Genomic DNA, 22,413 nt, shown 5'->3' on the forward strand with positions numbered 1-22,413 from the left:
CGGCAACACACACGCGTGTGCAACAAAAAAGCCCCCTTGCGGGGGCTTTTCAATTCTCGCCTTGCGCCGCTCAGTGCGAGTCGGCCCAGACCTTCTTCTTGGTGAAGTACATCAGGCCGGCGAAGATGATCAGGAAGATGAAGACCTGGAAGCCGAGGCGCTTGCGCGCTTCCATGTGGGGCTCGGCGGTCCACATCAGGAACGTGGTGACGTCCTTGGCGTATTGCGCGACCGTGGTCGGCGAGCCGTCGTCATAGGTCACCTGGCCGTCGCTGAGCGGCTTCGGCATCTTGATGGCGTGGCCCGGGAAGTACTTGTTGTAGTAGGACCCCTCCGGAATGGTCACCCCCTCCGGCACGTGATCGTCAAAGCCCTGGAGCACCGCCGAGACGTAGTCCGGGCCCTGCTCCTGGTATTGGGTGAAGAAGTCGACGATGAACATCGGGAAGCCGCGGCCGTAGGAGCGCGCCTTGGTGATCAGCGACAGGTCGGGCGGCGCCGCGCCGCCGTTCGCCGCACGAGCCGCCTGCTCGTTCGGGAATGGCGAGGGGAAGTAGTCCGCCGGCCGGCCCGGACGCTCGAACATGTCACCGGAATCGTTCGGACCGTCCTTGACCTTGTACTCGGAGGCGAACGCCGCAGCCTGCGCCACGGAATAGCCGGGGCCACCGTCTTCCGCGAGGTTGCGGAAGGCGATGTAGGACAGGCCGTGGCAGCTGGCGCAGACTTCCTTGTAGACCTTCAGTCCGCGCTGCAGCGCACCGCGGTCGTACTTGCCGAACGGGCCCGAGAAGGACCATTTATTGCCGGGCGGCTTGTCGCTGCCTTCGGAGGCGCGGGCATCCCCGAGGCTGCCGAGGAACAGCGCACCGGCGGCAACGAGCGCGACGGCGATCGAAGCCACCGCCTTGCCGCTCTTGGCCAGGATCGCCTCCGAGATCGAGTTCGGCACCGGCCGCGGCGTCTCGATGCGCGAGAGCAGCGGCAGCACGATCAGGAAGTAGGCGAAGTAGCAGACCGTGAGGATCCGGCCGGCGATCACGTAGATGCCTTCCGGCGGCTGTGCGCCGAGATAGCCGAGCAGGATGCAGACCGCGACGAAGATCCAGAAGAACTGCTTGGCCAGCGGACGGTACTTCGACGACCGGGTCCGGGCAGCATCGAGCCAGGGCAGGAAGCACAGGATGATGATCGCCGAGAACATCCCGATCACGCCCGCGAGCTTGTTCGGGATCGAGCGCAGGATCGCGTAGAACGGCAGGTAATACCATTCCGGCACGATGTGCGGCGGCGTCACGCCCGGGTTCGCCGGAATGTAGTTGTCGGCGTCGCCGAGATAGTTCGGCATGTAGAAGATGAACCAGGCGTAGAGCAGAAGGAAGCAGGCAACGCCGAATCCGTCCTTGATGGTGGCGTGCGGCGTGAACGGAACCGTATCCTTTTCCGTCTTCGGCTCGACGCCGTCAGGGTTGTTCTGGCCGGCGACGTGCAGCGCCCAGACGTGGAGCACGACGACGCCCGCGATCAGGAACGGCAGCAGGTAGTGCAGCGAGAAGAAGCGGTTCAGCGTCGGGTTGCCGACCGAATAGCCGCCCCACAGCAGCGTCACGATGCTCTCGCCGACATAGGGAATGGCGGAGAATAGATTGGTGATGACGGTGGCGCCCCAGAAGCTCATCTGGCCCCACGGCAGCACGTAGCCCATGAAGCCCGTCGCCATCATCAGGAGGTAGATGATGACGCCGAGAATCCACAACACCTCGCGCGGCTCCTTGTAGGAGCCGTAATAGAGGCCGCGCAGCATATGGATGTAGACCGCGAAGAAGAACATCGACGCGCCGCAGGCGTGCATGTTGCGCAGCAGCCAGCCGTAATTGACGTCACGGACGAGCAGCTCGACCGACTTGAAGGCGAGATCGGCATGCGGCGTGTAGTGCATCGCCAGGATCACGCCGGTCAGGATCTGCATCCCCAGCATGAAGGAGAGGATGGCGCCGAAGGTCCACCAGTAGTTCAGGTTGCGCGGGGTGGGATAGACGACGAAGGAAGAGTGCATGAGGCCGAGGATCGGCAGGCGCCGTTCGAGCCATTGCAGGGCCGGATTGCTCGGCTGGTAGTCGGATGGTCCGCTCATGATGCGATCCTGAGGAAATTATACGACGAGACGGCGCGAAGCTTCGGACGCGGGTCCGAAGCTCAGCCGATCTGGATTTTGGTGTCGGAAACGAAAGTGTACGGCGGCACCGGCAGGTTCGCGGGCGCGGGCCCCTGGCGGATACGGCCGGACGAATCGTACTGCGAACCATGGCAGGGGCAGAAGAACCCGTCGTAATTGCCCTCATGAGCGATCGGGATGCAGCCGAGATGGGTGCAGATGCCGATCACGACCAGCCACTGCTCGTGGCCGGACTTGACCCGGGCCTCGTCGCTCTGCGGATCGGGCAGGCTCGCCACGTTGACGGCGCGCGCCTCGTCGATCTGCTTCTTGGTGCGGTGGCTGATGTAGATCGGCTTGCCGCGCCAGAACACCTTGATGTCCTGCCCCTCGGCGACCGGGCTGAGATCGACCTCGATCGGCGCACCGGCGGCGATGGTCGACGCATCAGGATTCATTTGGGAGATAAAGGGCCAGAGCGCAGCCGCGCCCCCTACTGCTGCAGCTGCCCCGGTTGCAACGAATAAGAAATCACGGCGTGTCGGATGGTCCGCCGAAGACGCTGTCGTCACGATTCCAACCCTTTCTTCTTATGCTACCGGTGGAACCGCTCCGGAGGCCCCCAAGGTCCCCAGAACAGGCTGCCGGCGCCCGCGGCCCCCCGCGGCGGCAGAACTTCGCGTGTCCCCGCCAAAACAAGGCGAAAACAGCAGTCCAGAATCGTTCTATTGGCACCCTTGCCGGGCGAGCGCAAGCCCGCTAACGGCGGGGAGACGTGCAATGCACGAATTCCCGCGCCGGCGATGTTTTATTGAGACATTTCCCGCGCTCAACAACCCGCCCGCCCCCCATGCAGATCGCACTTTTCCAACCCGACATCGCCCAGAACACCGGCACGATTCTCAGGCTTTGCGCCTGCCTGGGCATGGCCGCCCATATCATCGAGCCGGCGGGCTTCCCCTTCTCCGACCGCCTGTTCCGCCGGGCGGGAATGGACTACCTCGACCATGTCAGCGTGACCCGCCACGATTCCTGGCCGAGATTCGAGGACTGGCGCGCGGCACAGGGCTACCGGCTGCTGCTGTTCACCACCAAGGCAGCCACCGATTACCGCGATTTTCATTACCAGAGCTCGGACATCCTGCTATTCGGGCGCGAGAGCGCCGGCGTCACCGAGGCTGTGGTCGAGGCCGCCGATGCGCGGCTGGTGATCCCGATCACGCCGGGGCTGCGGTCGCTCAATGTCGCCATGACCGCGGCGATGGCCGCAGGCGAGGCGCTGCGGCAGCTCCGGAACCCGCAAGTTTGATAAGGCTGAGGAGAGACGATTGAGTTACGCGGTCAAGGAAATCTTCCTGACCCTGCAAGGCGAAGGCGCCCATGCCGGGCGCGCGTCGGTGTTCTGCCGTTTCGCCGGCTGCAATCTCTGGAGCGGGCGCGAGGCCGACCGCCTAGCGGCGACCTGCAAGTTCTGCGACACGGATTTCGTCGGCACCGACGGCACGCTCGGCGACCGCTATGCTTCCGCCGCGGAGCTTGCCGACACCATCGCCGCGCAATGGACCGCCAAGGGCGACAACCGCTACGTGGTGCTGACCGGCGGCGAGCCGCTGCTGCAGGTCGACGCCGCCCTGGTCGACGCGCTCCATGCGCGTGGCTTCGAGATCGGCGTCGAGACCAATGGCACCATCGCGCCGCCGGAGGGGCTCGACTGGATCTGCGTCAGCCCCAAGGGCGGCAGCGAGCTCGTGCTGCGCCACGGTCACGAGCTGAAGCTGGTGTATCCGCAGACGCTCGCCGCGCCCGAGGCCTTCGAAGGCCTCGCCTTCGAGCGCTTCTCGCTGCAACCGATGGATGGCCCCGAGGCCGCCCAGAACACCGCACTTGCGATCGACTATTGCCTGCGCCATCCGCAATGGCGGCTCAGCGTGCAGACGCATAAATCGCTCGGCATCAGATAGGATTGGTTTTCGAACAGATGTGGGAATTGACGAAATCGTTCCGCTTCGAGGCGGCGCATTCATTGTCGGGCACGACGTTCGGTGCGGCCAGCGAAGAGATCCACGGCCACTCCTTCCGCGCCGAAGTGACCTTGCGCGGCACGCCGGACCCTGCGACCGGCATGGTGGTCGATCTCGGCCTCGTCCAGCGCGCGATCGAGGACGTGCGGCTGTCGCTCGACCACAAGTTCCTCAACAAGATCGAAGCGCTCGGCAAGCCGACGCTGGAAAACCTGTCGCGCTTCGTCTGGGAGCGGCTGCAACATATCGGCAAGCTGACCCGCGTCAGCATCCACCGCGACAGTTGCAACGAGAGCTGCACCTATTACGGTCCGCAGGGCTAACCGCATGGCATCGACGATGGACCCGAGCTTGATCGACGACCGCAAGACGCGCGCCCGCGCCTGGTTCGAATCCCTGCGCGACGACATCTGCGCCAGCTTCGAGCGGCTGGAGGACGACGCGCCGCACAGCCTCTATGCCGGCGAGGCCGGCCGCTTCAAACGCACGCCGTGGCAACGCACCGATCACAGCGGCGCGGCCGGCGGCGGCGGCGTGATGTCGATGATGTCGGGCCGCCTGTTCGAGAAGGTCGGCGTGCACTGCTCGACCGTGCACGGCGAGTTCGCGCCCGAGTTTCGCGCCCAGATTCCGGGCGCCGCCGACGATCCGCGCTTCTGGGCCTCCGGCATCTCGCTGATCGCCCACATGCGCAATCCGCACGTACCGGCCGTGCACATGAACACGCGCTTCGTCGTCACCACCAAGGCCTGGTTCGGTGGCGGCGCCGACCTGACGCCGGTGCTGGACCGCCGGCGCACGCAGGACGATACCGACACGCTCGCCTTCCACGCCGCGATGAAAGCGGCCTGCGACCAGCCGAACGGCGTTGCCGACTACGACAAGTACAAGAAGTGGTGCGACGAATATTTCTATCTGCCGCACCGGAAAGAGGCGCGCGGCATCGGCGGGATCTTCTACGACTGGCACGACAGCGGCGACTGGGACGCCGACCTCGCTTTCACCCAGGATGTCGGCCGCGCCTTCCTCAATGTCTACCCCGACATCGTCAGGCGCAATTTCGCGAGCGCCTGGACTGCCGACGATCGCGAGGAGCAATTGATCCGCCGCGGACGCTATGTCGAATTCAACCTGCTCTACGACCGCGGCACCATCTTCGGGCTTAAGACCGGCGGCAATGTGGACTCGATCCTGTCGTCGCTGCCGCCGGAGGTGAAATGGCCATGAGCGCAATCAAGCCATTGCCCCGCGCGATGCTGATCGACATGGACGACACCATCCTGTCGGCCTATGGCCGGCCCGAGATCGCCTGGAACACGATCGCGCAGGAGTTTGCCGAAGAGCTCGCGCCGCTGCCGCCGCAACAGGTCGCATCCACCGTGCTGGCGTTCGCAAAGAACTTCTGGGCCAATGCGGACGCCTCCTGGCGGCTCAAGCTCGCCGAAGCCCGGCACCTCACGGTCAAGGGCGGCTTTGCCGCGCTTGCCGCCGCCGGCCATCGCGCCCTGCCCGACGATCTTGCCATCCGCCTCGCCGATCGCTTCACCACCTATCGCGAGGAGGAGATGTTCGTCTTCCCCGGCGCGCACGAGGCGATCGACCGATTGAAGGCGCTCGGCATCAAGCTTGCGCTCGTCACCAACGGCGCCGCCGATACTCAGCGCGCCAAGGTCGAGCGCTTCGAGCTCGCGCACCGCTTCCACCACATCCAGATCGAGGGCGAGCACGGCTTCGGCAAGCCCGAGGAGCGCGCCTATCTGCACGCGATGGACGCGCTCGGCGTCACCGCCGAGGACACCTGGATGATCGGCGACAATCTGGAATGGGAAGTCGTGACGCCGCAGCGCCTCGGCATCTATTCGATCTGGATCGACGTGCATGGCGACGGCCTGCCCGAGGGCTCGACGGTCAAACCCGACCGCATCATACGCTCGCTGACCGAGCTGGTGCCGGGCTAGATCGCGAAAACAACCCCATGCACAGTAGCCGGCTGCTGCAATTTCAACAGCTTGCCACGAACGCAGGCGCGATTGCTGATTTTACGAAATCATTTGACGCGTCGGGCAAAACAGGTGCATATTGCCATCATCGCGGCGCATGGGACGGATAAGCCCCTGCGCAACCCATCGCGCAGGCGCCATCGCCTCCGCCATGGTCCCGCTCCCGGCATGAAGCTCTTTCATTGGTGTTTCAACAGCCTGACAGCGGATGCGCGCTGCCGCATCACATCCACTGATCCCGCAGTTCGTGATCGGCATGTCATGCCGGCCTGCTAGCGTCTCTCGTCAATCAACCCGAAAGGACCATCCATGGAACTAAAAGCCGGCGATATCGTCATGCTGAAATCCGGCGGCCAGCCGCTCACCGTCGCCGAAGTGAAGGGCGACGACGCGGTCTGTATCTGGATGGGCGTCGAAGGCGATCTGTTTCGCGAGACACTGCCGCTCGCCGTGCTCGAGCAACTCGAAGAGTTGGACGAGGACGACGAGGATGAAGAAGACGACGAAGACGAGGAATAGGCGCGGCCAGGACCTCATCCTGGAAGCGCGGGAACCAAAACAAGAGGCGTCGATTAGGATGTCATGATCCTCCGCACGCCTCAATTCGCCGTTCGGGCCGGAAGCCTTGCGATGATCGCGCTTGTCGCGGCGCTAGCTGGCTCTCGCCCGGGCGGTGCGGACCCGTCATCTGCTTCCACGACACTGCGGAACGCCGCTGAGTTTTCGTCGATTTCAAATCAAGCCGATCGCTCGCGCGCGCTGTTCGAAGAAATCGGCAAGGTGCTCACCAATCCGCGTTGCATGAATTGCCACCCGGCCGGCGATCATCCGTTGCAGGGCGACGATAGCCACGAGCATGTACCGCCCATATGGCGTGGCGAGACGGGGCATTTGGAGGTCAGTTGCTCCGGCTGCCATAGCGGAAAGAACTTCCCGCTTCACGAAGCAGCCACCTATCGAAGCATTCCCGGTCATCCGCGATGGGGCTTCGCGCCGCTGTCCATGGCGTGGGAAGGCAAGTCGTTGGGCGACATTTGCCGCCAGTTGAAGGACGTCCAGCGCAATGGCGGTCGTGACCTCGCCGCGCTGCAGGAACACATCGCCAAGGACGATCTCGTCGCGTGGGGCTGGAATCCGGGCGAAGGCCGCAAGCCGGCTCCGGGCAGCCAGAAGGCGGCGGGCGAACTGGTGCAGGCCTGGATCGATAGCGGCGCCGAGTGCCCCCGCTGACGCCGGCAGATATCCGGACGTCGCGCCGACCATAACGGCGCACAGCGGCGGACCTCGCTGGATGTCGACGGCCGGGCCGCGCGATGGAACTCCCGCGAACATCAGTCGTTTCCATCCGTTCCAAAACTGGGAGACGCGTGCGTGAACCGCCGAGACCTTCTTCGCGCATCGGCTGCAGTGTCAGCCGCAGCTCTACTGCCGCGGGCTGCGGACGCCCAAGCCGCCGATGCAACGCCCTTCAGCCCAGCCACCGTGCGGGAGCTGGCGCGCGCGCTTGCGACCAAGCCGTTCGTGGCTCCGGACGAGAAGCTTCCGGATGCATTGAAGAATCTCGACTACGACCAATACCGGTCCATTCGGTTCGCCCCCGAAAAGGCGCTGTGGCGTGACGAGAAATTGCCGTTCGAGGTGCAGTTCTTCCACCGCGGCTTCTTCTACAAGAACAGGGTCGACATCTTCCAGGTGGCAAACCGGAGCGTCACACCGGTCTCGTATCGGCGCGCTGACTTTTCGTTTGGCGAAGGGCTCGGGCAATGGCCGGATGCGGACCTCGGGTTCGCCGGCTTCCGTATCCATACCCCGATCAACAAACCCGATTATTACGACGAACTTTGCGTATTCCTTGGTGCGAGCTACTTCCGGGCCGTTGCGAAAGGACAGACCTATGGCCTGTCCGCGCGGGGGCTCGCGATCGATACCGGTGAAAGCAAAGGCGAAGAGTTTCCGGTGTTCAAGGCATTCTGGCTGGAGAAGCCGGCGCAGAATGCCTCCTCGATGGTGGTTCACGCACTGCTCGACAGCAAGAGCGCGGCAGCAAGCTACCGTTTCACCATTCGACCCGGCCAGACCACGGTCTTCGACGTCGAGATGGCGCTCTATCCGCGGGTCGATGTCGCACATGCCGGGCTTGCGCCGATGACCAGCATGTTCTTCTTCGGTCCGAACGACCGAAAGGACTTCGACGATTTTCGTCCCTCGGTTCACGACTCGGACGGACTTTCGATCTTCAACGGCAGAGGCGAGCAGCTCTGGCGACCGCTCAACAATCCGCACGATCTGCAGGTCAGCAGCTTTGGTGATGTCAATCCGGGCGGCTTCGGCCTCATGCAGCGGGAAAGAAACTATCTCGCTTATCAGGATCTGGAATCCAGTTTCGAAACACGCCCAAGCCTCTGGTTCGAGCCGATCGGCGATTGGGGCGAAGGCGCGGTGAAACTGTTCGAGATACCGACCAAGGAGGAGGTCCACGACAATATCGCGGCGCTTTGGCAGCCGAAGCAGCCCCTGACGGCGAAGAGCGAGCACATCTTCACCTATCGCCTGCACTGGGGGCCGGACGCGCCGAAGGCCGACGCGCTCGCGCGATTCACGCGAACGGGAATCGGCAGCCGCGGAGATGACAGCAAGCTGTTCGTTCTGGAACTGATGGGCGACCGCCTCAAAGGTATCGATCCCAAGGCCATCAAAGGGATGGTGACCGCTGAGAAAGCTGACATCAGCAACATCGTCACGCAACCCAATCCCGTGACCGGCGGATGGCGTCTCAGCTTCCAATGCGCGGTCAAGGGGCAGGCCTCGATCGAGCTGCGCGCGTTCCTTGCGCAGAACGATGCGCCGGTCTCCGAGGTATGGATCTATCGATGGACGCCCTGAAGCAGTCGCAGGCGCCGCTTCCAGGCACCCCCGCCCGCCCGTTTCTGCCGCAGGAAAGCCCGCTGTCGATGCTGCCGTGCCGGTTGGACCGCGCGGCCGACGTCAGGCAATCGCACACGCTGACAAGCGCCAGCCTGACGGTTCGCCGTCTCTTCATCTTTGTCGGTACGGGCTTGCTGACGCTTGCAGGCGGCTACGGCATGTACGACGTCGTGAAGGTCGGCGGCGTGACCTTTCTCGAGGCGCTGCTGCTCGGTCTGTTCCTCGTGCTGCTCGCTTGGGTCGCGTTTTCGTTCATGTCCGCCCTTGCCGGATTCTTCGTGCTCCTGACGCGCGGACAGGTCAGCCTGCCGATCGACACGACAGGCCCGCTCCCCTCCATCACCACGCGCACCGCCATGCTGCTGCCGACCTATAACGAGGACCCGCATCATGTGATGGCCCGGCTGCGCGCAATGTATGAATCCGTCGAAGCCACCGGATATGGCGCACAGTTCGACTGGTTCTTGCTGAGCGATACGACCGACCCGGATATCTGGATCAGCGAAGAGATGGCCTTCATCGAGCTGCGCCGCGCCTGCGGCGGAGATCGGCTGTACTACCGGCATCGTTCCGACAATACCGCGCGCAAGTCCGGCAACATCGCCGACTGGGTCACAAGGTTTGGCGCGGCCTATGATCACATGATCGTCCTCGATGCCGACAGCCTCATGGAGGCCGACACGATCGTTCGCATCGTCCACGCGATGGAACGCCACCCTACTTGCGCGCTGATCCAGACGCAGCCCGTCATCGTCAACGCGCGCACCCTGTTCAGCAGGCTGCAGCAATTTTCGGGGCGCGTGTACGGCCCCCTCATCACGGCGGGCAATGCCTGGTGGCACGGCGGCGACAGCAACTATTGGGGCCACAACGCCATCATCCGGATACAGGCCTTCGCTGCGGAGGCCGGCCTGCCTGAACTGCGCGGTCGCAAACCGTTCGGAGGACACATTCTCAGCCATGATTTTGTCGAGGCCGCGTTGATGCGCCGCGCCGGCTGGGCGATCTACATGGTCCCGGCGGTTCGCGGCAGCTTCGAAGAGGTCCCGCCGTCGCTGCTGGACTTTGCGGGGAGAGACCGCCGCTGGTGCCAGGGAAACCTGCAGCATCTCGCGGTCCTGCCGGCGCGCGGGCTGCACTGGGTCTCGAGGCTGCATCTGCTCACCGGCATCGGCTCCTACGTGACGGCGCCGCTCTGGCTTCTGTTCCTGCTGCTCGGTCTGCTCATCTCGCTGCAGGCGCACTTCATCCGGCCCGAATACTTTCCGAAGGGCTTCAGTCTGTTTCCCACCTGGCCGCAGCAGGACCCGGTGCTTGCGGCCTGGGTCTTTGCCGCGACCATGGGGCTTCTGATCCTGCCGAAGCTGCTGGCTTATCTGGTTCTGGTCAGCAATCGCGACGAGCGGCGCGGGTTTGCAGGAAGCTTTCGTGCTCTGGCAGGAGTCGTTTGCGAGACGTTCGTGGCGGCTTTGCTTGCTCCCAGCATGATGATCCTCCAGACCAAGGCCGTCGTGGAAATTCTCGCTGGCCGGGACGCAGGCTGGCAAGTGCAGCGCAGAGGCGATGGACAGCCTGCCCGCGGCGAAGTCTATCGAAAGCTCGCCGGGCCGACGCTGTGCGGCCTCGCCCTGTCGCTCTGCACCTATGCAGTCTCCTTGCCTCTGCTGCTCTGGATGTCGCCGGTGTTGCTGGGGCTGCTGCTTTCGATCCCGCTGGGAATCATAACGTCGTCGCGGCTAAGCGCGCCCGGGGTCTTTGCCACGCCGGAAACCAACAGCCCGCCTGCGGTGGTGCTGCGCGCGAACGAGCTCGCCGCATCGGAGCGCACCGACATGACCGGGGCTCTCCGCCAGCTCGGCCGGGATCCTGAATTGCTGGTCGAGCATCTGGACTCGCTTTCGCTTGCCAGCCCGCGCAGGTTTGGTCCGATCGACGTGCCTCTGGCGACCGCAACCGCCAAGGTCGAGCAATGCGAAAGCCTGGAGGATGCCGCTGCCTGGCTCGACAGATCGGAATTGCACGCAGTTCTCGGCCATCCCGGACTGCTCAAACAGGTTCTCGAGTTGCCTCCGGGCGCGCCACAGCGAAACGCCGTGACCTCATAGCCGAGTTGAGTCAGCCCGGCCTTCAATGGCGCATCGCATCCTGTCCCTCACGCCGCCGGTATATTCTGAAATGCTTTCCAGCAAATCGCGCATGTTGAGCAGAAGCTTCTGCCGATCCTGCTCGACGATGGCATCGATGGGCCGGCGGACGCAGGCATTGACGGGATTCTCCGCAATGGCGCCATCCAGGCGAACGAAGACGTCCGCCAGATCCTGGACCGCCTGTGCAAGTTTCGCGTTGGTTCCGAGCACTTCGATCGTGGCATCCACCAAAGCCTCGTCCTTGGATGCCTGATGAGAAACGCCGTGAACCAGAAAAGGTATCACTTCGCCCATATTCCAACCTCGTCGAAACAATCTTTCGGCCCGGCTCGATTGCGGCGAGCCGGGCCAAACTAGAGGGTCATGCGGCGCGAACCGTGTTCAGGAATTTGCCGACCTCGAGCTTGAGCCGGTTGCTGTCGCCCGACAGCGACTTCGCGGCGGCAAACACCTGGGTCGACGCCGATCCAGTTTCGGTGGCCCCCTGCTGAACACTGACGATGTTCGACGACACCTCCTGGGTACCCACGGCGGCCTGCTGCACGTTGCGTGAGATTTCCTGGGTTGCGGCGCCCTGCTCTTCGACAGCCGAGGCGATCGTCGCGGAAATCTCCGAGAGCTTTTCGATGGTCCCGCTGATCTCCTTGATGGCGCCAACGGAGTCCTGCGTGGCGCGCTGGATGCCGTCGATCTGCTGGCCGATCTCGCCGGTCGCCTTGGCGGTCTGCTCTGCGAGAGCTTTGACCTCGGAAGCCACGACTGCAAAACCACGCCCTGCCTCGCCGGCTCTCGCGGCCTCGATGGTGGCATTCAGCGCCAGCAGGTTGGTCTGGCCCGCGATGGTGTTGATCAGCTCGACGACATCCCCGATCCTCGAAGCTGCCCGCGACAATTCCGACACCCGATCGTTCGTTCTGCGCGCCTGTTCGACCGCCTCATTGGCCATCCGCGCCGAGTCCTGGACCTGACGGCTGATTTCGACCACAGAACTGGTGAGCTCTTCGGTCGCGGATGCAACCGACTGGACGTTGGTCGAAGCTTCTTCCGAGGCCGCAGCCACCGCCGTCGTCAGTTCCTGGGCACGTTCCGCCGTCGTCGTCAGCGTGGCTGCGGATGCCTCCAGCTCCGTCGACGCAGAGGATACGGTATCGACGATTTCGCCGATTGCGCCCTCGAAGTCGTCGGCCATCTTGATCATGTCGGCCTTGCGCCGCTGCGCGGCCGCCTGCTCCTGCCGGGCCTGGGCCTCGGCTTCCTCGCGCGCCTTCTGCTCGGCATTGCGGCTGATCACCACGACCGTCTTGGCGATGTCGCCGACTTCGTCGCCGCGGCTCGACCCGGGGATCTCGACATTCAATTCGCCACCAGCCAGCCTCGCCAGAGCGCCGTTCAGCCGCGTCAGCGGCCGGGCGACGCCGACGAAGGTGAAGATCACCGCACCGATCAGGGAGAGGATGACGGCAGTTGCAGCAGCAAACGCGATGCGGTTCGCTTGCACGAGTTCCGCGGCCGCCTGCTCTTTCGCGTCCGCAGCCAGTTTCTCGGCGGTATCCACCGCGGTTCGCATCAGCTCGACGGCCTGATTGGCGCGGGGAAGCGTCTGGACCTCTGCCAGATCCTTCTTGACGGCCTCCAGTTGGAGAGCCTCAGTCGTTGCCGCCGCGAAGCCCTTGGCGTCCGCCGACAGGGCATCGACGAAGGCCAACAGCTCCTTCGAGTCGGAAGCAATCTTCGTCGCCTTTCCGAGCGCACCGGTCAGTCGCACGCCGCGCGCCTCAATCGTCTTCTTCTGGTTCTCTTCGCCGGTCGCGGCAAAACGCCAAGTGGCCGCACGCATTGCGTTGAACATGGAATCCGCTTCCATGAGCGTCCTCTCGATCTCGAACCGGTTCGCCGCACCAGCCAGCGCGGGCGACGCCATCGCATTGTCCATCGCCTTGGCCCAGTCGGTGCTGAGACCATTCCGCTTTTGCAGGATGGCGAAGATCTTCGTCTGCGTGCCGGCAAGCTCCGAGGCGGCCTTGTGGTATTGTGCGGCGAGCGAGTCGATATTGACCAATCGTTCCTTGTTCTCGGGCCGGACGACGCGTTCGAGCGCAATCCCCAGCTCCTTCCTTGTCCTGGCATACGCTTCGTCGAGTGCCTTTCCGTACTTCTCCACGTCGGCGGGAGTCGTCGACAAGCGGATGTCGCGGACCGCCAGCTGCATTCTCCGCAGCCCGACATCGGCCCGCAGCGAATGACTGGCAATCGTCTCCTGGGCGTCGGCGCGCCGGTTCGACCGCGTGATCGACGCTTCGGACAGCATCTGATTGACGAGCATTCCGCCCGCGAGCACGACGCCCAAAATTCCGACGGCGCCAAGCTTGTAACCAATGCGGTTGATCTTGATCATTGAAATCGATCCTGACGAAAAAGACGGGTGGAGACTTTCCACCTCAACATATGTCCCCTCGGACCGGTGGCCGTTAACGCAGACGGCCGTGCAACTACGGAGGAAGAATTGATCCGGATCAAATCCCGAAGAAAGCGGCGCGCGATTTCTGGTCGCAGTCTTGCCGGTTATCGATAGGCGCCGTATCCCTGCACCACACGTTTATCGAAAATCAGCATTCCCTTTTTTCCGCATTCGTTAACGGCCGATACGGCGCGGCGATACGCCGCAATCGCGCTTCGCCGCAGCGCGCCGCCCGCACCAGGTCAATTCACCTGCGCGCCCGAATTCTTCACGATCGGCGTCCACTTCTCGACCTCGCTCGCGACGAAGGCCTTGAAGGCTTCGGGAGTCGAGCCCTGGATGATGAAGCCTTGCGCAGCAAAGTAGTCCTTGATGTCGGGAGACTGCATGGCCTTGTTCACTTCCGCGCTCAGCTTTTCGACGATCTCGGGCGGGGTGCCGGCCGGCGCAAACAGGCCTTGCCATGACAGCGCCTCGAAACCCTTCAATCCCGTTTCGTCCAGCGTCGGCACATCGGGCAGCAGGGGATGCCTGGTCTTCGAGGTGACGGCCAGCGCGCGAACCTTTCCGGCCTGGATCTGCGGCATCAGCACCAGCACGTCGCCGAACGTGACCTGGATCTGGCCGCCCATGAGGTCGGTGAGCATGGCAGCGCTGCCGCGGTAGGGAACGTGCACCATCGAGACACCGGTCACCTGCTTGTACATCTCGCCGGTGAGATGCATCGAGGTGCCGTTGCCGGCCGAGCCGAAGCTCAAAGCGTCCGGCTTCGACTTGGCCAAAGCGAGAAACTCGGCCGGCGTCTTCGCCTGCACGTCGGGATTGACGGCCAGCACCAGCGGCGCGCTCACCATCATCGTCAGCGGCGCGAAGTCCTTGATCACGTCGTAGGGCAATTTGGGATACAGCGCCTGCGCGATGGCGTTGCTGCCGGTGACGCCCGCCAGCAGAGTGTAGCCGTCGGGTGCGGATTTGGCCACGAAGTCGGCGCCCAGGGCGCCGCCGGCGCCGGGGCGATTGTCGACCACGACCGGCTGGCCCCAGGCGGCGGCGAGCTTGTCGCCCAGACGCCGCGCCAGCACGTCGGTGCTGCCGCCGGGTGCGAACGGCACGACGATGTGAATCGCCTTGTTCGGGTAGGTTGCCTGCGCATGCCCCGGCACAGGCAGCAGCATCGCGAGGCTGGCGAGCGCCAGCGTCGCGCGGCGCGAAATCGGGAAACGGATCATGGGCAACTCCTTGCGAATGGGTTGGCGGATTCAGCGGGGGCGAGATGCCCCCAGCCGCCCCCGCCGGCGGTTTCGATGATCAGCAGGTCGCCGGCGGACCACGCGATGCGGGCGCGCGCAGGCAAGTGCTCGATGGCCCCGTACACACGCAAGACCCGGGCCACTGAATTTGCGCCGGCCCCGCCGCCTCTCGCACCGCGCGCACGGCCGACATGGCGCTCGCCGCGGTAGGCGATCCAGCCCTGCCCTTCGAGCAAGCGATAGGCTCGCCGTACGCCGTCGCCGCCGCATTGCAGGCCGGCGCCGCCGCTGCCGCGGCGGATCTCGTAACATTCCACCCGCAGCGGCGCTTCGGCTTCGATCACCTCGACCGGCGTATTGCGCGCGTTGCCGACGTCGGTGGAGACCCCGGCGCGGCCGGGCGCATGGATGCTGGCGCCGGCGCCGCTGGCGATGATCTCGGTGAACATCCAGCGCCGCCCGTCCGTCCGCGTGCCGCTGAGCGCGAGCACGGTGGCCACGCCGGCATGCGGCGCCACGCCCGTCCCGCTGGCCGACTGCGACCAGGCACCGAGAATGGCGTTGCAGGCCAGCTTCACGGTCGCCGTGCGCGCATTGACCGCCGCCGGCAGCGCCGGATTGACCAGGCTGCCGGGCGGAAGCTTCAGCGTGAGCGGCGCGAGACAACCGGCATTGTTGGGTGCCTCCGGCGCCAGCGTGCGCATGAAGAACAGAGCGGCCGACAGCATCGCCGCCGGCGAGGCGTTGAGCGGTCCGCGCACCTGTGGCGCGCTGCCCTCGAAGTCGATCACCAGCGCATCACCCTGCTTGCGCAGGCTCACGACGATGGCCACCGGCGCGGTATCGACGCCGTCGCCATCGAGCTGATCGCGCCAGGTCCATTCGCCATCGGGCGCGGCGCTGAGCGCCGCGCGGGTCATGCGTTCGGTCTGCGCGATCAGGGCTTCGCATACCTCGGGGAAACGCGGGCCGGTGTGACGCGCGAGCTGCCTCAGTTCGCGCGCGCCTTGCGTCAGCGCCGTCCACTGCGCCTCGAGGTCGCCGCGCAAATTGTCTGGCGTGCGCGAATTGGCGGCCAGGATGGCGTCGATGTCTGACAGCAAACCGTCGGCGCTGCGCCAGCGCACCGGCGGCAGGCGCAGGCCCTCCTGGTATATTTCGGTGGCGTCCGGCGGGATCGAGCCTGCGGCCATGCCGCCGACATCCTGATGGTGCAGATTGGCCGCAGCCAACGCAATCACTTCGCCGTCGTTGAAAACCGGATGCACCAGGACGAGGTCCGGCAAATGCGTGCCGCCGGACCAGGGGTCGTTGAGCAGATAGGCGTCACCCTCGGACATCGTGTGGAGCGGAAAGCGCGCGAGCACGCCTGAAACGGCCGGAATCAGCGATCCCAGCAACAGCGGCAGCGAGCGCGCCTGCGCAAGCAAGCGTCCGTCCGGCAGGAACAACGCCGCAGCACAGTCGCCGCTCTCGCGGGCGATGGACGACACCGCGGCACGCATCATGCCGTGCTGCATGCGGTCGGCCGTGCCCTGCAGCGCCAGACGCAGCGGCTCCATGCGGAGCGCGATCGCCGGATCGGGTGCAACGTCGCCCGCGCGCGGCATCAAGCCCTCGCCTCCAGCGTCAGCATTTGATCCGGCGTGAGCCGCCACGACCAGCCCGGCGGCACAAAGGCGGAGGTCATCGGCGTGAACAACGCGTACGGGCCCTCGCCTTGCGGCGGCAGCTGCTCCCACGGGCTTTCGTTCGCCGCCAGGCGGACGTCGCCCTCGCCAGGACTGCAGAGCATGCCCAGCGCCGCCATCACGCCGGCATGCGGCATCACCAGCACGCGGCGCATGCCGGCGAGTTCGGCGATCTCGGCCGCATGCTGCGCGCCGCCGCCGCCGATGGCGACGAGCACCGCGTCCGCCGGATCGAGATTACGCTGGAAGGCGTGAGTCTTGAGCGCTTCCGCCATCCCCGCGGCGGCCGCGCTCACAACGGCCTCGGCTGTTCGAGCCACCGATAGGCCGAGCCCACCGGCGACATCGCCGAGCGCGCGCTCCGCGGCGGCGCGGTCCAGCACCATCCCGCCGGCCAATTGGGGCGGCAAGCGATCCAGCACGCACAGCGCATCGCTCAACGTCGGCAAGTCACCGCCGAGACCAAAGGCGGCCGGCCCGGGCCAGGCGCCTTGCGAGCGCGGACCGAGGCGCAGCGCGCCGCCCGGCAGCACCGACACCACGCTGCCGCCGCCGATGCCGATCGAGGTGATATCCGCGCAGCGCTGGCGGACCGGCAAGCCGCCGCAGTCCAGCGCATCGGTGAAGGTCGGCCTGCCGTCCAGGAGGATGCTGATGTCGGCGCTGGTGCCGCCGATGTCCAGAATGATCGCAGGACCGGGAGCGGAAGCGCCGAGGCAGGCCGCCACGCCCTGCAGCGCCGCGCAGGGACCGGACATCGCGAGTCCGATCGGCTGCTCGGCAAGATCGCGCCAGGGCGCGGTGCCGCCGGCCGATCGCATCAGGCGCAGTGCCGGCAGGCCGCGCACCGTCAGGGCCTCGGCCAAGGCGTGCAGATAATCCGCGGCCAGCGGCTTGGCATAGGCATCCAGCGCCGTGGTCAGCCAGCGCTCGAACTCGCGCGGTTGCGGATCGACCTCGCTGGACAGGGAGATGTAAATGTCCGGAAGGCGCGTCTGCAGCGCAGCCCGCAGCGCGCGCTCATGCGCGGGATTGCGGTGCGAGAATAAGAGACCGATCGCCAGCGCGCGCACGCCGGCTGCAACCACCGCATCGGCAATGGCCTCCACGGCCGACAGGTCGAGCGGCTCGACCTCACGTCCGCCGGCATCGATCCGCCCGCTTATCTCGAAGCGCAGCGGTTCGGGAAACAGCTTGGCTTCCGGCAGAGCCGGCGCGATCACCGGCTCATACAATTCCTTGCGGTCCTGGCGCGCCAGGACCGGCACGTCGCGCATGCCGCGCGTCAGCACGAGGGCCACCGGCGGCTCGTTCAACTCCAGCAGCAGATTGGTGATGACAGTGGAGCCGTGCACCACGCGGTCGATGTCACTGGGCCCGATGCCGGACTGCGCGCAGAGCAGATCGAGCGCCTCGACGACCGGCTCCGCCAGCCGGCGTCCGGCGCGCGGATGTTTGAGCGCGGTGATGTGCCCGTCGCTGCGCAGGGCCACTGCATCGACGAAGGTGCCCCCCATGTCCACGGCGAGCGACCAGGACGCGTTCAACGGAATCGCTCCGGCGAAAACGGCGTCAGGTCCACCTGCGTCGGACGTCCGGCGACCAGATGCGCGATCTCGCGGCCGGTCGCCGCACCCATGCACATGCCCATGTGGCCGTGTCCGAAGGCCAGCCAGGCGTTGTCGGCCGCGCGCACTGGGCCAACCACGGGCAGACTGTCGGGATGACAGGGACGATGGCCCATCCAGCGCGTGACGGACGATGTGTCCAGGTGCGGGAACAGCTGCTGTCCCTGACGCAGCAGAGCGTCGGCGCGCGCCATGTTGGGCGGCGCTTTCAGGCCGGCGAATTCCACCGTGCCGGCCAGCCGAAGGCCCATGGCCATCGGGTTGACCATCAGATTGTGCTCCACCGCCATCACGGTGTGGCGCAGCGCGAGGTTCGAGCTCTGCACGGTGACATGGTAACCGCGCTGGGTCTCCAGCATCACCGGGCTGCCGAGCTGAGCCGCCAACGCGCCCGACCAGGCACCGGCCGCGACCACCACGCCATCCGCCGCCAGCGGCTCGCCGCGCTCCAGCAGCACTGCGGTGACGCGCCGGCCCTGACGCTCGAAACCGCGGACGCGGTCCCGGACGTGACGCGCGCCGTCGGCGATGCAGCGATTGTAGATCGCCTTGACGAGGGCGGACGGGTCGGACGTCGAGCCGTTGTCGGGCGCCAGAATTCCGAAGCGAAAACGTCCCTTCAGGTCGGGCTCAAGGCTTTCCAGCTCGTCCTGTTCGACGTCCTGCATCCGCACGCCCAGCGATCGCCGCAGGTTCATGCCCCAGGCCCACTGCGCCGCCGTCTCGCGCGAGGAAAAGACGTAGAGGCAGCCGCTGCGTCGCACCAGTTCGCTTGCATCGGCATGGGCGAGCAGCGGATCGTAGCAGTCGAAGATCGGCGCCAGCAGCGAACGCAGCACGGTGGCGATACGCGTCACCTCTTCGCGTGACGAATGACTGAGCATGCGCAGCAGCCACGGCGCCACCAGCGGCGCATAGGACCAGCGCACCGTCAACGGTCCCAGGGGATCGAGCAGCCAGCGCGGGACCTTCTTCCACATGCCGGGCATGCCCACCGGCAGGCAGGCGCTGGGCGACAGCGAGCCGGCATTGCCGAACGAGCAGGCCTCGCCCGCCTCCAGCGGATCGACGAACGTCACCGCATGGCCGTCGCGCTGCAGCCAGGCCGCGGTGCAAGCGCCGACGATTCCGGTTCCTATGACGACAATATGCATGGGAGGGAATTGTGAAAAATAATTCCCCCATCACACAAGCCAATTCTTTTCATACGATCATCAGGTTTTCTGATAAGCGGTCCATTCGCGCGAGGATATGTGATGCGGCCCCCCGTTCTCTCCACTCTCAGCCTGCGCCAGATGCGCGCCTTTGCCGCGGTCGCTCGCGCGGGCAGCTTCACGGCGGCGGCGCGGCAGATCAACCTGACGCAGTCGGCCGTCAGCATGCTGGTTCAGCAGCTCGAGGAGACGCTCGGGCTAAAGCTGTTCGACCGCGGCGCGGCGGTGCTGTTGACCGCCGCCGGCGAGCAATTGCTTCCGCTGGCGCGCCGCATCCTGGACGATGTGCAACAGATCGCGGAGGGCGCTTCGGACCTTCGCTCGCTTCGCACCGGCCTGCTCCGCGTGGTTGCGCCGCAGATGCTGGCCTGCACGTGGGTGGCGGCCGTGCTGGGCGAATTCGAGCGGGCTCATCCGGATGTCGGCCTGCGCGTGACCGACGCGATGGCGGACGAGGTGGTGAGCATCGTGCGCCGGGGCGAGGCGGAGCTGGGCGTCGGCCCGGAGCGCGCCACCGGCGAGGATGTCACCAGCACGTTCCTGATGGACGTGCCGATCCGGGTGGTCTGCTCGGCCAAGCATCCGCTGGCGCAGCAACGCGCCGTCTCGTGGAAAAAGCTGCGCGACGAGCGCTGGGTGATCTATTCCAGCGAGTTCAACCGGCACCTGGAGAGCCTGCTGCATGCGCATGACAGCTCGCTGTCGATGCAGACCGCCGCCGAGGTCAAATATCTCACCACCGCCCTGGCGCTGGTCGGCGTCGGGACCGGCCTCGCCGCCGTTCCCGACTACGGACGGCTGTTCGCGCCGAATTTCGACGTGCGTTTCATCAAGCTGCGCGCGCCGGAAATCCGCCGCCGCTACTATATCTATCAACGGCGGGGACTCGTGCTCTCGCCGCCCGCGGAGGCGTTCGTCAAGCTGCTGCGCAGCGCGGCCCGCAGCGATGGATGAAGCCGTGCCCGCGAATTGCGGGCGAACAGTGCAATGCCGATCGCCCACGCGCCAATTGCGTTGGGCCAAAAGGCTGACTAGGACGTTCGGATGAGCATCGAATCGCCTCCGAGTTGGCCGGTCGTGGACCCACCGCCGTTTCTTCCCCCGCCTCGCCGCCGATGGCCGTTCGCGCTCTTCGTGGCCGTTGTCCTGGCACTCGCAGCCGCAGCGGCGGCTTATGCCTGGCTGAACCCGGGATTTTTCATTCCGTCCGCGGGGCGCGCGGCCGCGGAAGCTGACGCAGGCGCCAATGACAGCGCGGTCATGACCGACCTGCTCGCCGCGCAACAGAAGACAGCCGACGATCTGGCGGCGATCGACAGGACTATCGCCGACCAACAGGAGCAGTTGAAGGCAATCGTCAGTCAACTTGCCGAGCTCAGTTCGAAAATTGACGCTCTGAAGAGCCCGGCCCCGCAGCCACCGGTCGCACCGTCTCCTTTTCCCGGACCCACTGTCGCGAGGCCATCGGCTTCAGTGCCTCCCGTCGCGCCAGCTCCGGCAGCGCGCGTCGTCCCGAAGCAAAAGAAGCCGCCGCGCGCAGCGACCCCGACGGGTCCGATCTCGGTCGGAGGAGCGCCGTTGCCCCCGACGCCCGATACGCCTGTGCGCTGAGCCGCGATCATCGACCCTATCAGCTGCCGCGCTGCAGCCGAGATCATCGCCGGCGCAGGCGAGCACGATCAGCGGCACCAGCACCAGCGGCACCATGCCGCCGGTGCCCTAACCGGCGAGACCAGCAGGAGCAAGAAGGCGCTCTCGTCATGGCGCCAGCGATGCCACATAGGCGGCCAGCGCGATCATGTCGTTCGCGGACAGCTTTTCCACGGTCGGCTTCATCGGAGCGCTCGCGCTTGCGGCGCGTCCCCCGGTCTGGAATTCATGAAGCTGTCGCACGATGTAGGTCGGCGATCGTCCTGCAATTGATGGAATCTCGCCAGCACCTCTCAGATCGGATCCGTGGCAGCCGGCACAGGCAACGGTGGTGCCCGCCCCGCCGGTCTTCGCGAGTGTTTCTCCCTTCGCCAGGCTTCCGACCGGCACATACGCCGTGAAGGTCGCTCGTGAGTCACGAAGCTCGAACTGATCTGCGTTGTCCGGCATCTCGACAATGCGCTCGCCGAGCGCTTCGGAGCCGCCCTCCGGGCTCTTGACGTAAAACATGCGAGATGGCCCGGTCCTGGGAATGATCTCGCTTTCGACGACCTTGATCAAACGCCTGGGCTTCAGCCCGGCAAAATACTCTGCCGCGGCGTGCATCTCGGCATCGGTCATGGCCTTGGCCGAGGCCACCATGGTTTTGGGCGGTCTCTCCGGCCCCGACATCTTTCGGGCGCCACTTTTGAAGTCGGCGAGTTGCTGGACCAGATAGTCCACCGGCAACCCCGCCAGACTCGCACCTTCAGGACCACCAGTACCCTCGACGCGATGGCAAGCTCCGCAGGCGCGGACGTCCGGCTTGCGCCCGGTGGCAACGATCTCCGGCATGGCCGGGTGGTCATCCGGATGCCAATCCAGCGCAAGGAAAAGATCTCTCGCCTGCTTCCAACTGAAGGAGGCGTTGCTGCCGGCGAGTTGGTTGGGTTTGTCGTCCGGCGGGGGCACCTTGACGGACGGGTCCCACAGGAACGCCCAAGCCGGAAATCCCTCAGACGGAGAGGCGGCGTTGGTTTGCTGCGCAAAAGCAGACGGTGCAATGAAGATGACTGTGATCGATAGCATCAGCGCGGGCAAATTCACGGCAATGGCTCTCTCTTCAAATGGATCGAACAGAATGGCGATGAACAATGACGATGACCCGGGTCTCCCGAGTCGAGCAGCCATCGCGCTTTGAAAACCAAAGGCGACCGGTTGGGCTGACTTGTCCGCAAGATAGGCGCAATCGCCGGCATGGTTCGCGGAAAACATTGCGTGGATCGCGGCAAGCC

Annotated in this window: 20 protein-coding genes; 11 read left to right on the plus strand and 9 right to left on the minus strand. The window is 65.3% G+C overall.

Annotated features, from left to right (window positions below; translation table 11 throughout):
• Positions 1–70: 70 nt before the first annotated feature.
• Positions 71–2,134, minus strand: coding sequence for a cytochrome b/c1 (fbcH, locus tag FNV92_RS27460; RefSeq protein WP_143843769.1), 2,064 nt, complete (start codon positions 2,132–2,134; stop codon positions 71–73).
• A 62-nt stretch (positions 2,135–2,196) separates the two neighbouring features.
• The gene (petA, locus tag FNV92_RS27465) at positions 2,197–2,727 is read right to left on the minus strand and encodes a ubiquinol-cytochrome c reductase iron-sulfur subunit (RefSeq protein ID WP_041748489.1); all 531 of its coding nucleotides are present in this window, start codon (positions 2,725–2,727) and stop codon (positions 2,197–2,199) included.
• Between the two features lie 278 nt (positions 2,728–3,005).
• Here petA and FNV92_RS27470 point away from each other — a divergent pair, with 278 nt between their 5' ends.
• The 9 genes from FNV92_RS27470 (at position 3,006) to mdoH (ending at position 11,206) form a co-directional block, all read left to right on the plus strand.
• On the plus strand, positions 3,006–3,464 hold the full coding sequence (locus FNV92_RS27470; RefSeq protein WP_143843768.1) for a tRNA (cytidine(34)-2'-O)-methyltransferase: 459 nt from the start codon (positions 3,006–3,008) through the stop codon (positions 3,462–3,464).
• Positions 3,465–3,483: 19 nt separating this feature from the next.
• The gene (queE, locus tag FNV92_RS27475) at positions 3,484–4,116 is read left to right on the plus strand and encodes a 7-carboxy-7-deazaguanine synthase (RefSeq protein WP_143843767.1); all 633 of its coding nucleotides are present in this window, start codon (positions 3,484–3,486) and stop codon (positions 4,114–4,116) included.
• Positions 4,117–4,133: 17 nt separating this feature from the next.
• Positions 4,134–4,499, plus strand: coding sequence for a 6-pyruvoyl trahydropterin synthase family protein (locus FNV92_RS27480; RefSeq protein WP_015687970.1), 366 nt, complete (start codon positions 4,134–4,136; stop codon positions 4,497–4,499).
• A 16-nt stretch (positions 4,500–4,515) separates the two neighbouring features.
• Positions 4,516–5,403 (plus strand): oxygen-dependent coproporphyrinogen oxidase, encoded by an 888-nt coding sequence (gene hemF, locus FNV92_RS27485; protein WP_186355528.1) that lies wholly within the window; start codon positions 4,516–4,518, stop codon positions 5,401–5,403.
• A complete protein-coding gene (locus FNV92_RS27490; RefSeq protein ID WP_015687972.1) occupies positions 5,394–6,134 on the plus strand; it encodes an HAD family hydrolase in 741 nt (246 codons plus the stop codon). The genes hemF and FNV92_RS27490 overlap by 10 nt, the downstream gene beginning before the upstream one ends.
• 351 nt (positions 6,135–6,485) lie before the next feature.
• Positions 6,486–6,695 (plus strand): DUF2158 domain-containing protein, encoded by a 210-nt coding sequence (locus FNV92_RS27495; RefSeq protein WP_015687973.1) that lies wholly within the window; start codon positions 6,486–6,488, stop codon positions 6,693–6,695.
• A gap of 63 nt (positions 6,696–6,758) precedes the next feature.
• Positions 6,759–7,406: an Isoquinoline 1-oxidoreductase subunit gene (locus FNV92_RS27500; protein ID WP_143843766.1), complete on the plus strand. Its 648-nt coding sequence runs from the start codon at positions 6,759–6,761 to the stop codon at positions 7,404–7,406.
• Positions 7,407–7,547: 141 nt separating this feature from the next.
• Positions 7,548–9,059, plus strand: a complete 1,512-nt coding sequence (locus FNV92_RS27505; protein WP_143843765.1) for a glucan biosynthesis protein G — start codon at positions 7,548–7,550, stop codon at positions 9,057–9,059.
• The gene (gene mdoH, locus FNV92_RS27510) at positions 9,047–11,206 is read left to right on the plus strand and encodes a glucans biosynthesis glucosyltransferase MdoH (RefSeq protein ID WP_168213540.1); all 2,160 of its coding nucleotides are present in this window, start codon (positions 9,047–9,049) and stop codon (positions 11,204–11,206) included. Before FNV92_RS27505 ends, mdoH begins: the two co-directional genes overlap by 13 nt.
• On the opposite strand, the gene FNV92_RS27515 is transcribed toward mdoH, so the two are convergent.
• The 6 genes from FNV92_RS27515 to FNV92_RS27540 all read right to left on the minus strand — a co-directional run bounded on the left by FNV92_RS27515 (position 11,201) and on the right by FNV92_RS27540 (position 19,429).
• Complete coding sequence (locus FNV92_RS27515; RefSeq protein WP_143843763.1) at positions 11,201–11,542, minus strand: hypothetical protein; 342 nt, start codon at positions 11,540–11,542, stop codon at positions 11,201–11,203. The genes mdoH and FNV92_RS27515 overlap by 6 nt on opposite strands.
• 67 nt (positions 11,543–11,609) lie before the next feature.
• Positions 11,610–13,643 (minus strand): methyl-accepting chemotaxis protein, encoded by a 2,034-nt coding sequence (locus FNV92_RS27520; RefSeq protein ID WP_244623631.1) that lies wholly within the window; start codon positions 13,641–13,643, stop codon positions 11,610–11,612.
• A 305-nt stretch (positions 13,644–13,948) separates the two neighbouring features.
• Positions 13,949–14,935, minus strand: coding sequence for a Bug family tripartite tricarboxylate transporter substrate binding protein (locus FNV92_RS27525; protein WP_143843762.1), 987 nt, complete (start codon positions 14,933–14,935; stop codon positions 13,949–13,951).
• Positions 14,932–16,566, minus strand: coding sequence for a hydantoinase B/oxoprolinase family protein (locus FNV92_RS27530; RefSeq protein ID WP_244623630.1), 1,635 nt, complete (start codon positions 16,564–16,566; stop codon positions 14,932–14,934). The genes FNV92_RS27525 and FNV92_RS27530 overlap by 4 nt, the downstream gene beginning before the upstream one ends.
• Positions 16,566–18,194, minus strand: a complete 1,629-nt coding sequence (locus FNV92_RS27535; protein ID WP_143843760.1) for a hydantoinase/oxoprolinase family protein — start codon at positions 18,192–18,194, stop codon at positions 16,566–16,568. The genes FNV92_RS27530 and FNV92_RS27535 overlap by 1 nt, the downstream gene beginning before the upstream one ends.
• Positions 18,191–19,429: an NAD(P)/FAD-dependent oxidoreductase gene (locus tag FNV92_RS27540; protein WP_143843759.1), complete on the minus strand. Its 1,239-nt coding sequence runs from the start codon at positions 19,427–19,429 to the stop codon at positions 18,191–18,193. Before FNV92_RS27540 ends, FNV92_RS27535 begins: the two co-directional genes overlap by 4 nt.
• 102 nt (positions 19,430–19,531) lie before the next feature.
• Between FNV92_RS27540 and FNV92_RS27545 the strand changes: the two genes are divergently transcribed.
• Both FNV92_RS27545 and FNV92_RS27550 read left to right on the plus strand, forming a co-directional pair.
• Positions 19,532–20,443 (plus strand): LysR family transcriptional regulator, encoded by a 912-nt coding sequence (locus tag FNV92_RS27545; protein WP_015687985.1) that lies wholly within the window; start codon positions 19,532–19,534, stop codon positions 20,441–20,443.
• 90 nt (positions 20,444–20,533) lie between these two features.
• Complete coding sequence (locus FNV92_RS27550) at positions 20,534–21,100, plus strand: SlyX family protein (RefSeq protein ID WP_143843758.1); 567 nt, start codon at positions 20,534–20,536, stop codon at positions 21,098–21,100.
• Between the two features lie 147 nt (positions 21,101–21,247).
• Here the strand turns inward: FNV92_RS27550 and FNV92_RS27555 are convergent, their stop codons facing one another.
• On the minus strand, positions 21,248–22,393 hold the full coding sequence (locus FNV92_RS27555) for a c-type cytochrome (protein ID WP_244623629.1): 1,146 nt from the start codon (positions 22,391–22,393) through the stop codon (positions 21,248–21,250).
• Positions 22,394–22,413 lie beyond the last annotated feature (20 nt).

Source organism: Bradyrhizobium cosmicum, from assembly GCF_007290395.2.
In the GTDB taxonomy this organism is placed as follows: domain Bacteria; phylum Pseudomonadota; class Alphaproteobacteria; order Rhizobiales; family Xanthobacteraceae; genus Bradyrhizobium; species Bradyrhizobium cosmicum.

Coding starts and splice junctions, on each gene's coding strand:
- FNV92_RS27470 (WP_143843768.1), top strand. CDS start 3,006: ATGCAGATCGCACTTTTCCAACCCGACATCGCCCAGAACACCGGCACG.
- FNV92_RS27480 (WP_015687970.1), top strand. CDS start 4,134: ATGTGGGAATTGACGAAATCGTTCCGCTTCGAGGCGGCGCATTCATTG.
- hemF (WP_186355528.1), top strand. CDS start 4,516: ATGGACCCGAGCTTGATCGACGACCGCAAGACGCGCGCCCGCGCCTGG.
- FNV92_RS27545 (WP_015687985.1), top strand. CDS start 19,532: ATGCGGCCCCCCGTTCTCTCCACTCTCAGCCTGCGCCAGATGCGCGCC.
- FNV92_RS27530 (WP_244623630.1), bottom strand. CDS start 16,566: ATGCCGCGCGCGGGCGACGTTGCACCCGATCCGGCGATCGCGCTCCGC.
- FNV92_RS27520 (WP_244623631.1), bottom strand. CDS start 13,643: ATGATCAAGATCAACCGCATTGGTTACAAGCTTGGCGCCGTCGGAATT.
- FNV92_RS27495 (WP_015687973.1), top strand. CDS start 6,486: ATGGAACTAAAAGCCGGCGATATCGTCATGCTGAAATCCGGCGGCCAG.
- mdoH (WP_168213540.1), top strand. CDS start 9,047: ATGGACGCCCTGAAGCAGTCGCAGGCGCCGCTTCCAGGCACCCCCGCC.
- FNV92_RS27500 (WP_143843766.1), top strand. CDS start 6,759: ATGATCCTCCGCACGCCTCAATTCGCCGTTCGGGCCGGAAGCCTTGCG.
- FNV92_RS27540 (WP_143843759.1), bottom strand. CDS start 19,429: ATGCATATTGTCGTCATAGGAACCGGAATCGTCGGCGCTTGCACCGCG.
- FNV92_RS27515 (WP_143843763.1), bottom strand. CDS start 11,542: ATGGGCGAAGTGATACCTTTTCTGGTTCACGGCGTTTCTCATCAGGCA.
- FNV92_RS27550 (WP_143843758.1), top strand. CDS start 20,534: ATGAGCATCGAATCGCCTCCGAGTTGGCCGGTCGTGGACCCACCGCCG.
- FNV92_RS27490 (WP_015687972.1), top strand. CDS start 5,394: ATGGCCATGAGCGCAATCAAGCCATTGCCCCGCGCGATGCTGATCGAC.
- fbcH (WP_143843769.1), bottom strand. CDS start 2,134: ATGAGCGGACCATCCGACTACCAGCCGAGCAATCCGGCCCTGCAATGG.
- FNV92_RS27525 (WP_143843762.1), bottom strand. CDS start 14,935: ATGATCCGTTTCCCGATTTCGCGCCGCGCGACGCTGGCGCTCGCCAGC.
- FNV92_RS27555 (WP_244623629.1), bottom strand. CDS start 22,393: ATGTTTTCCGCGAACCATGCCGGCGATTGCGCCTATCTTGCGGACAAG.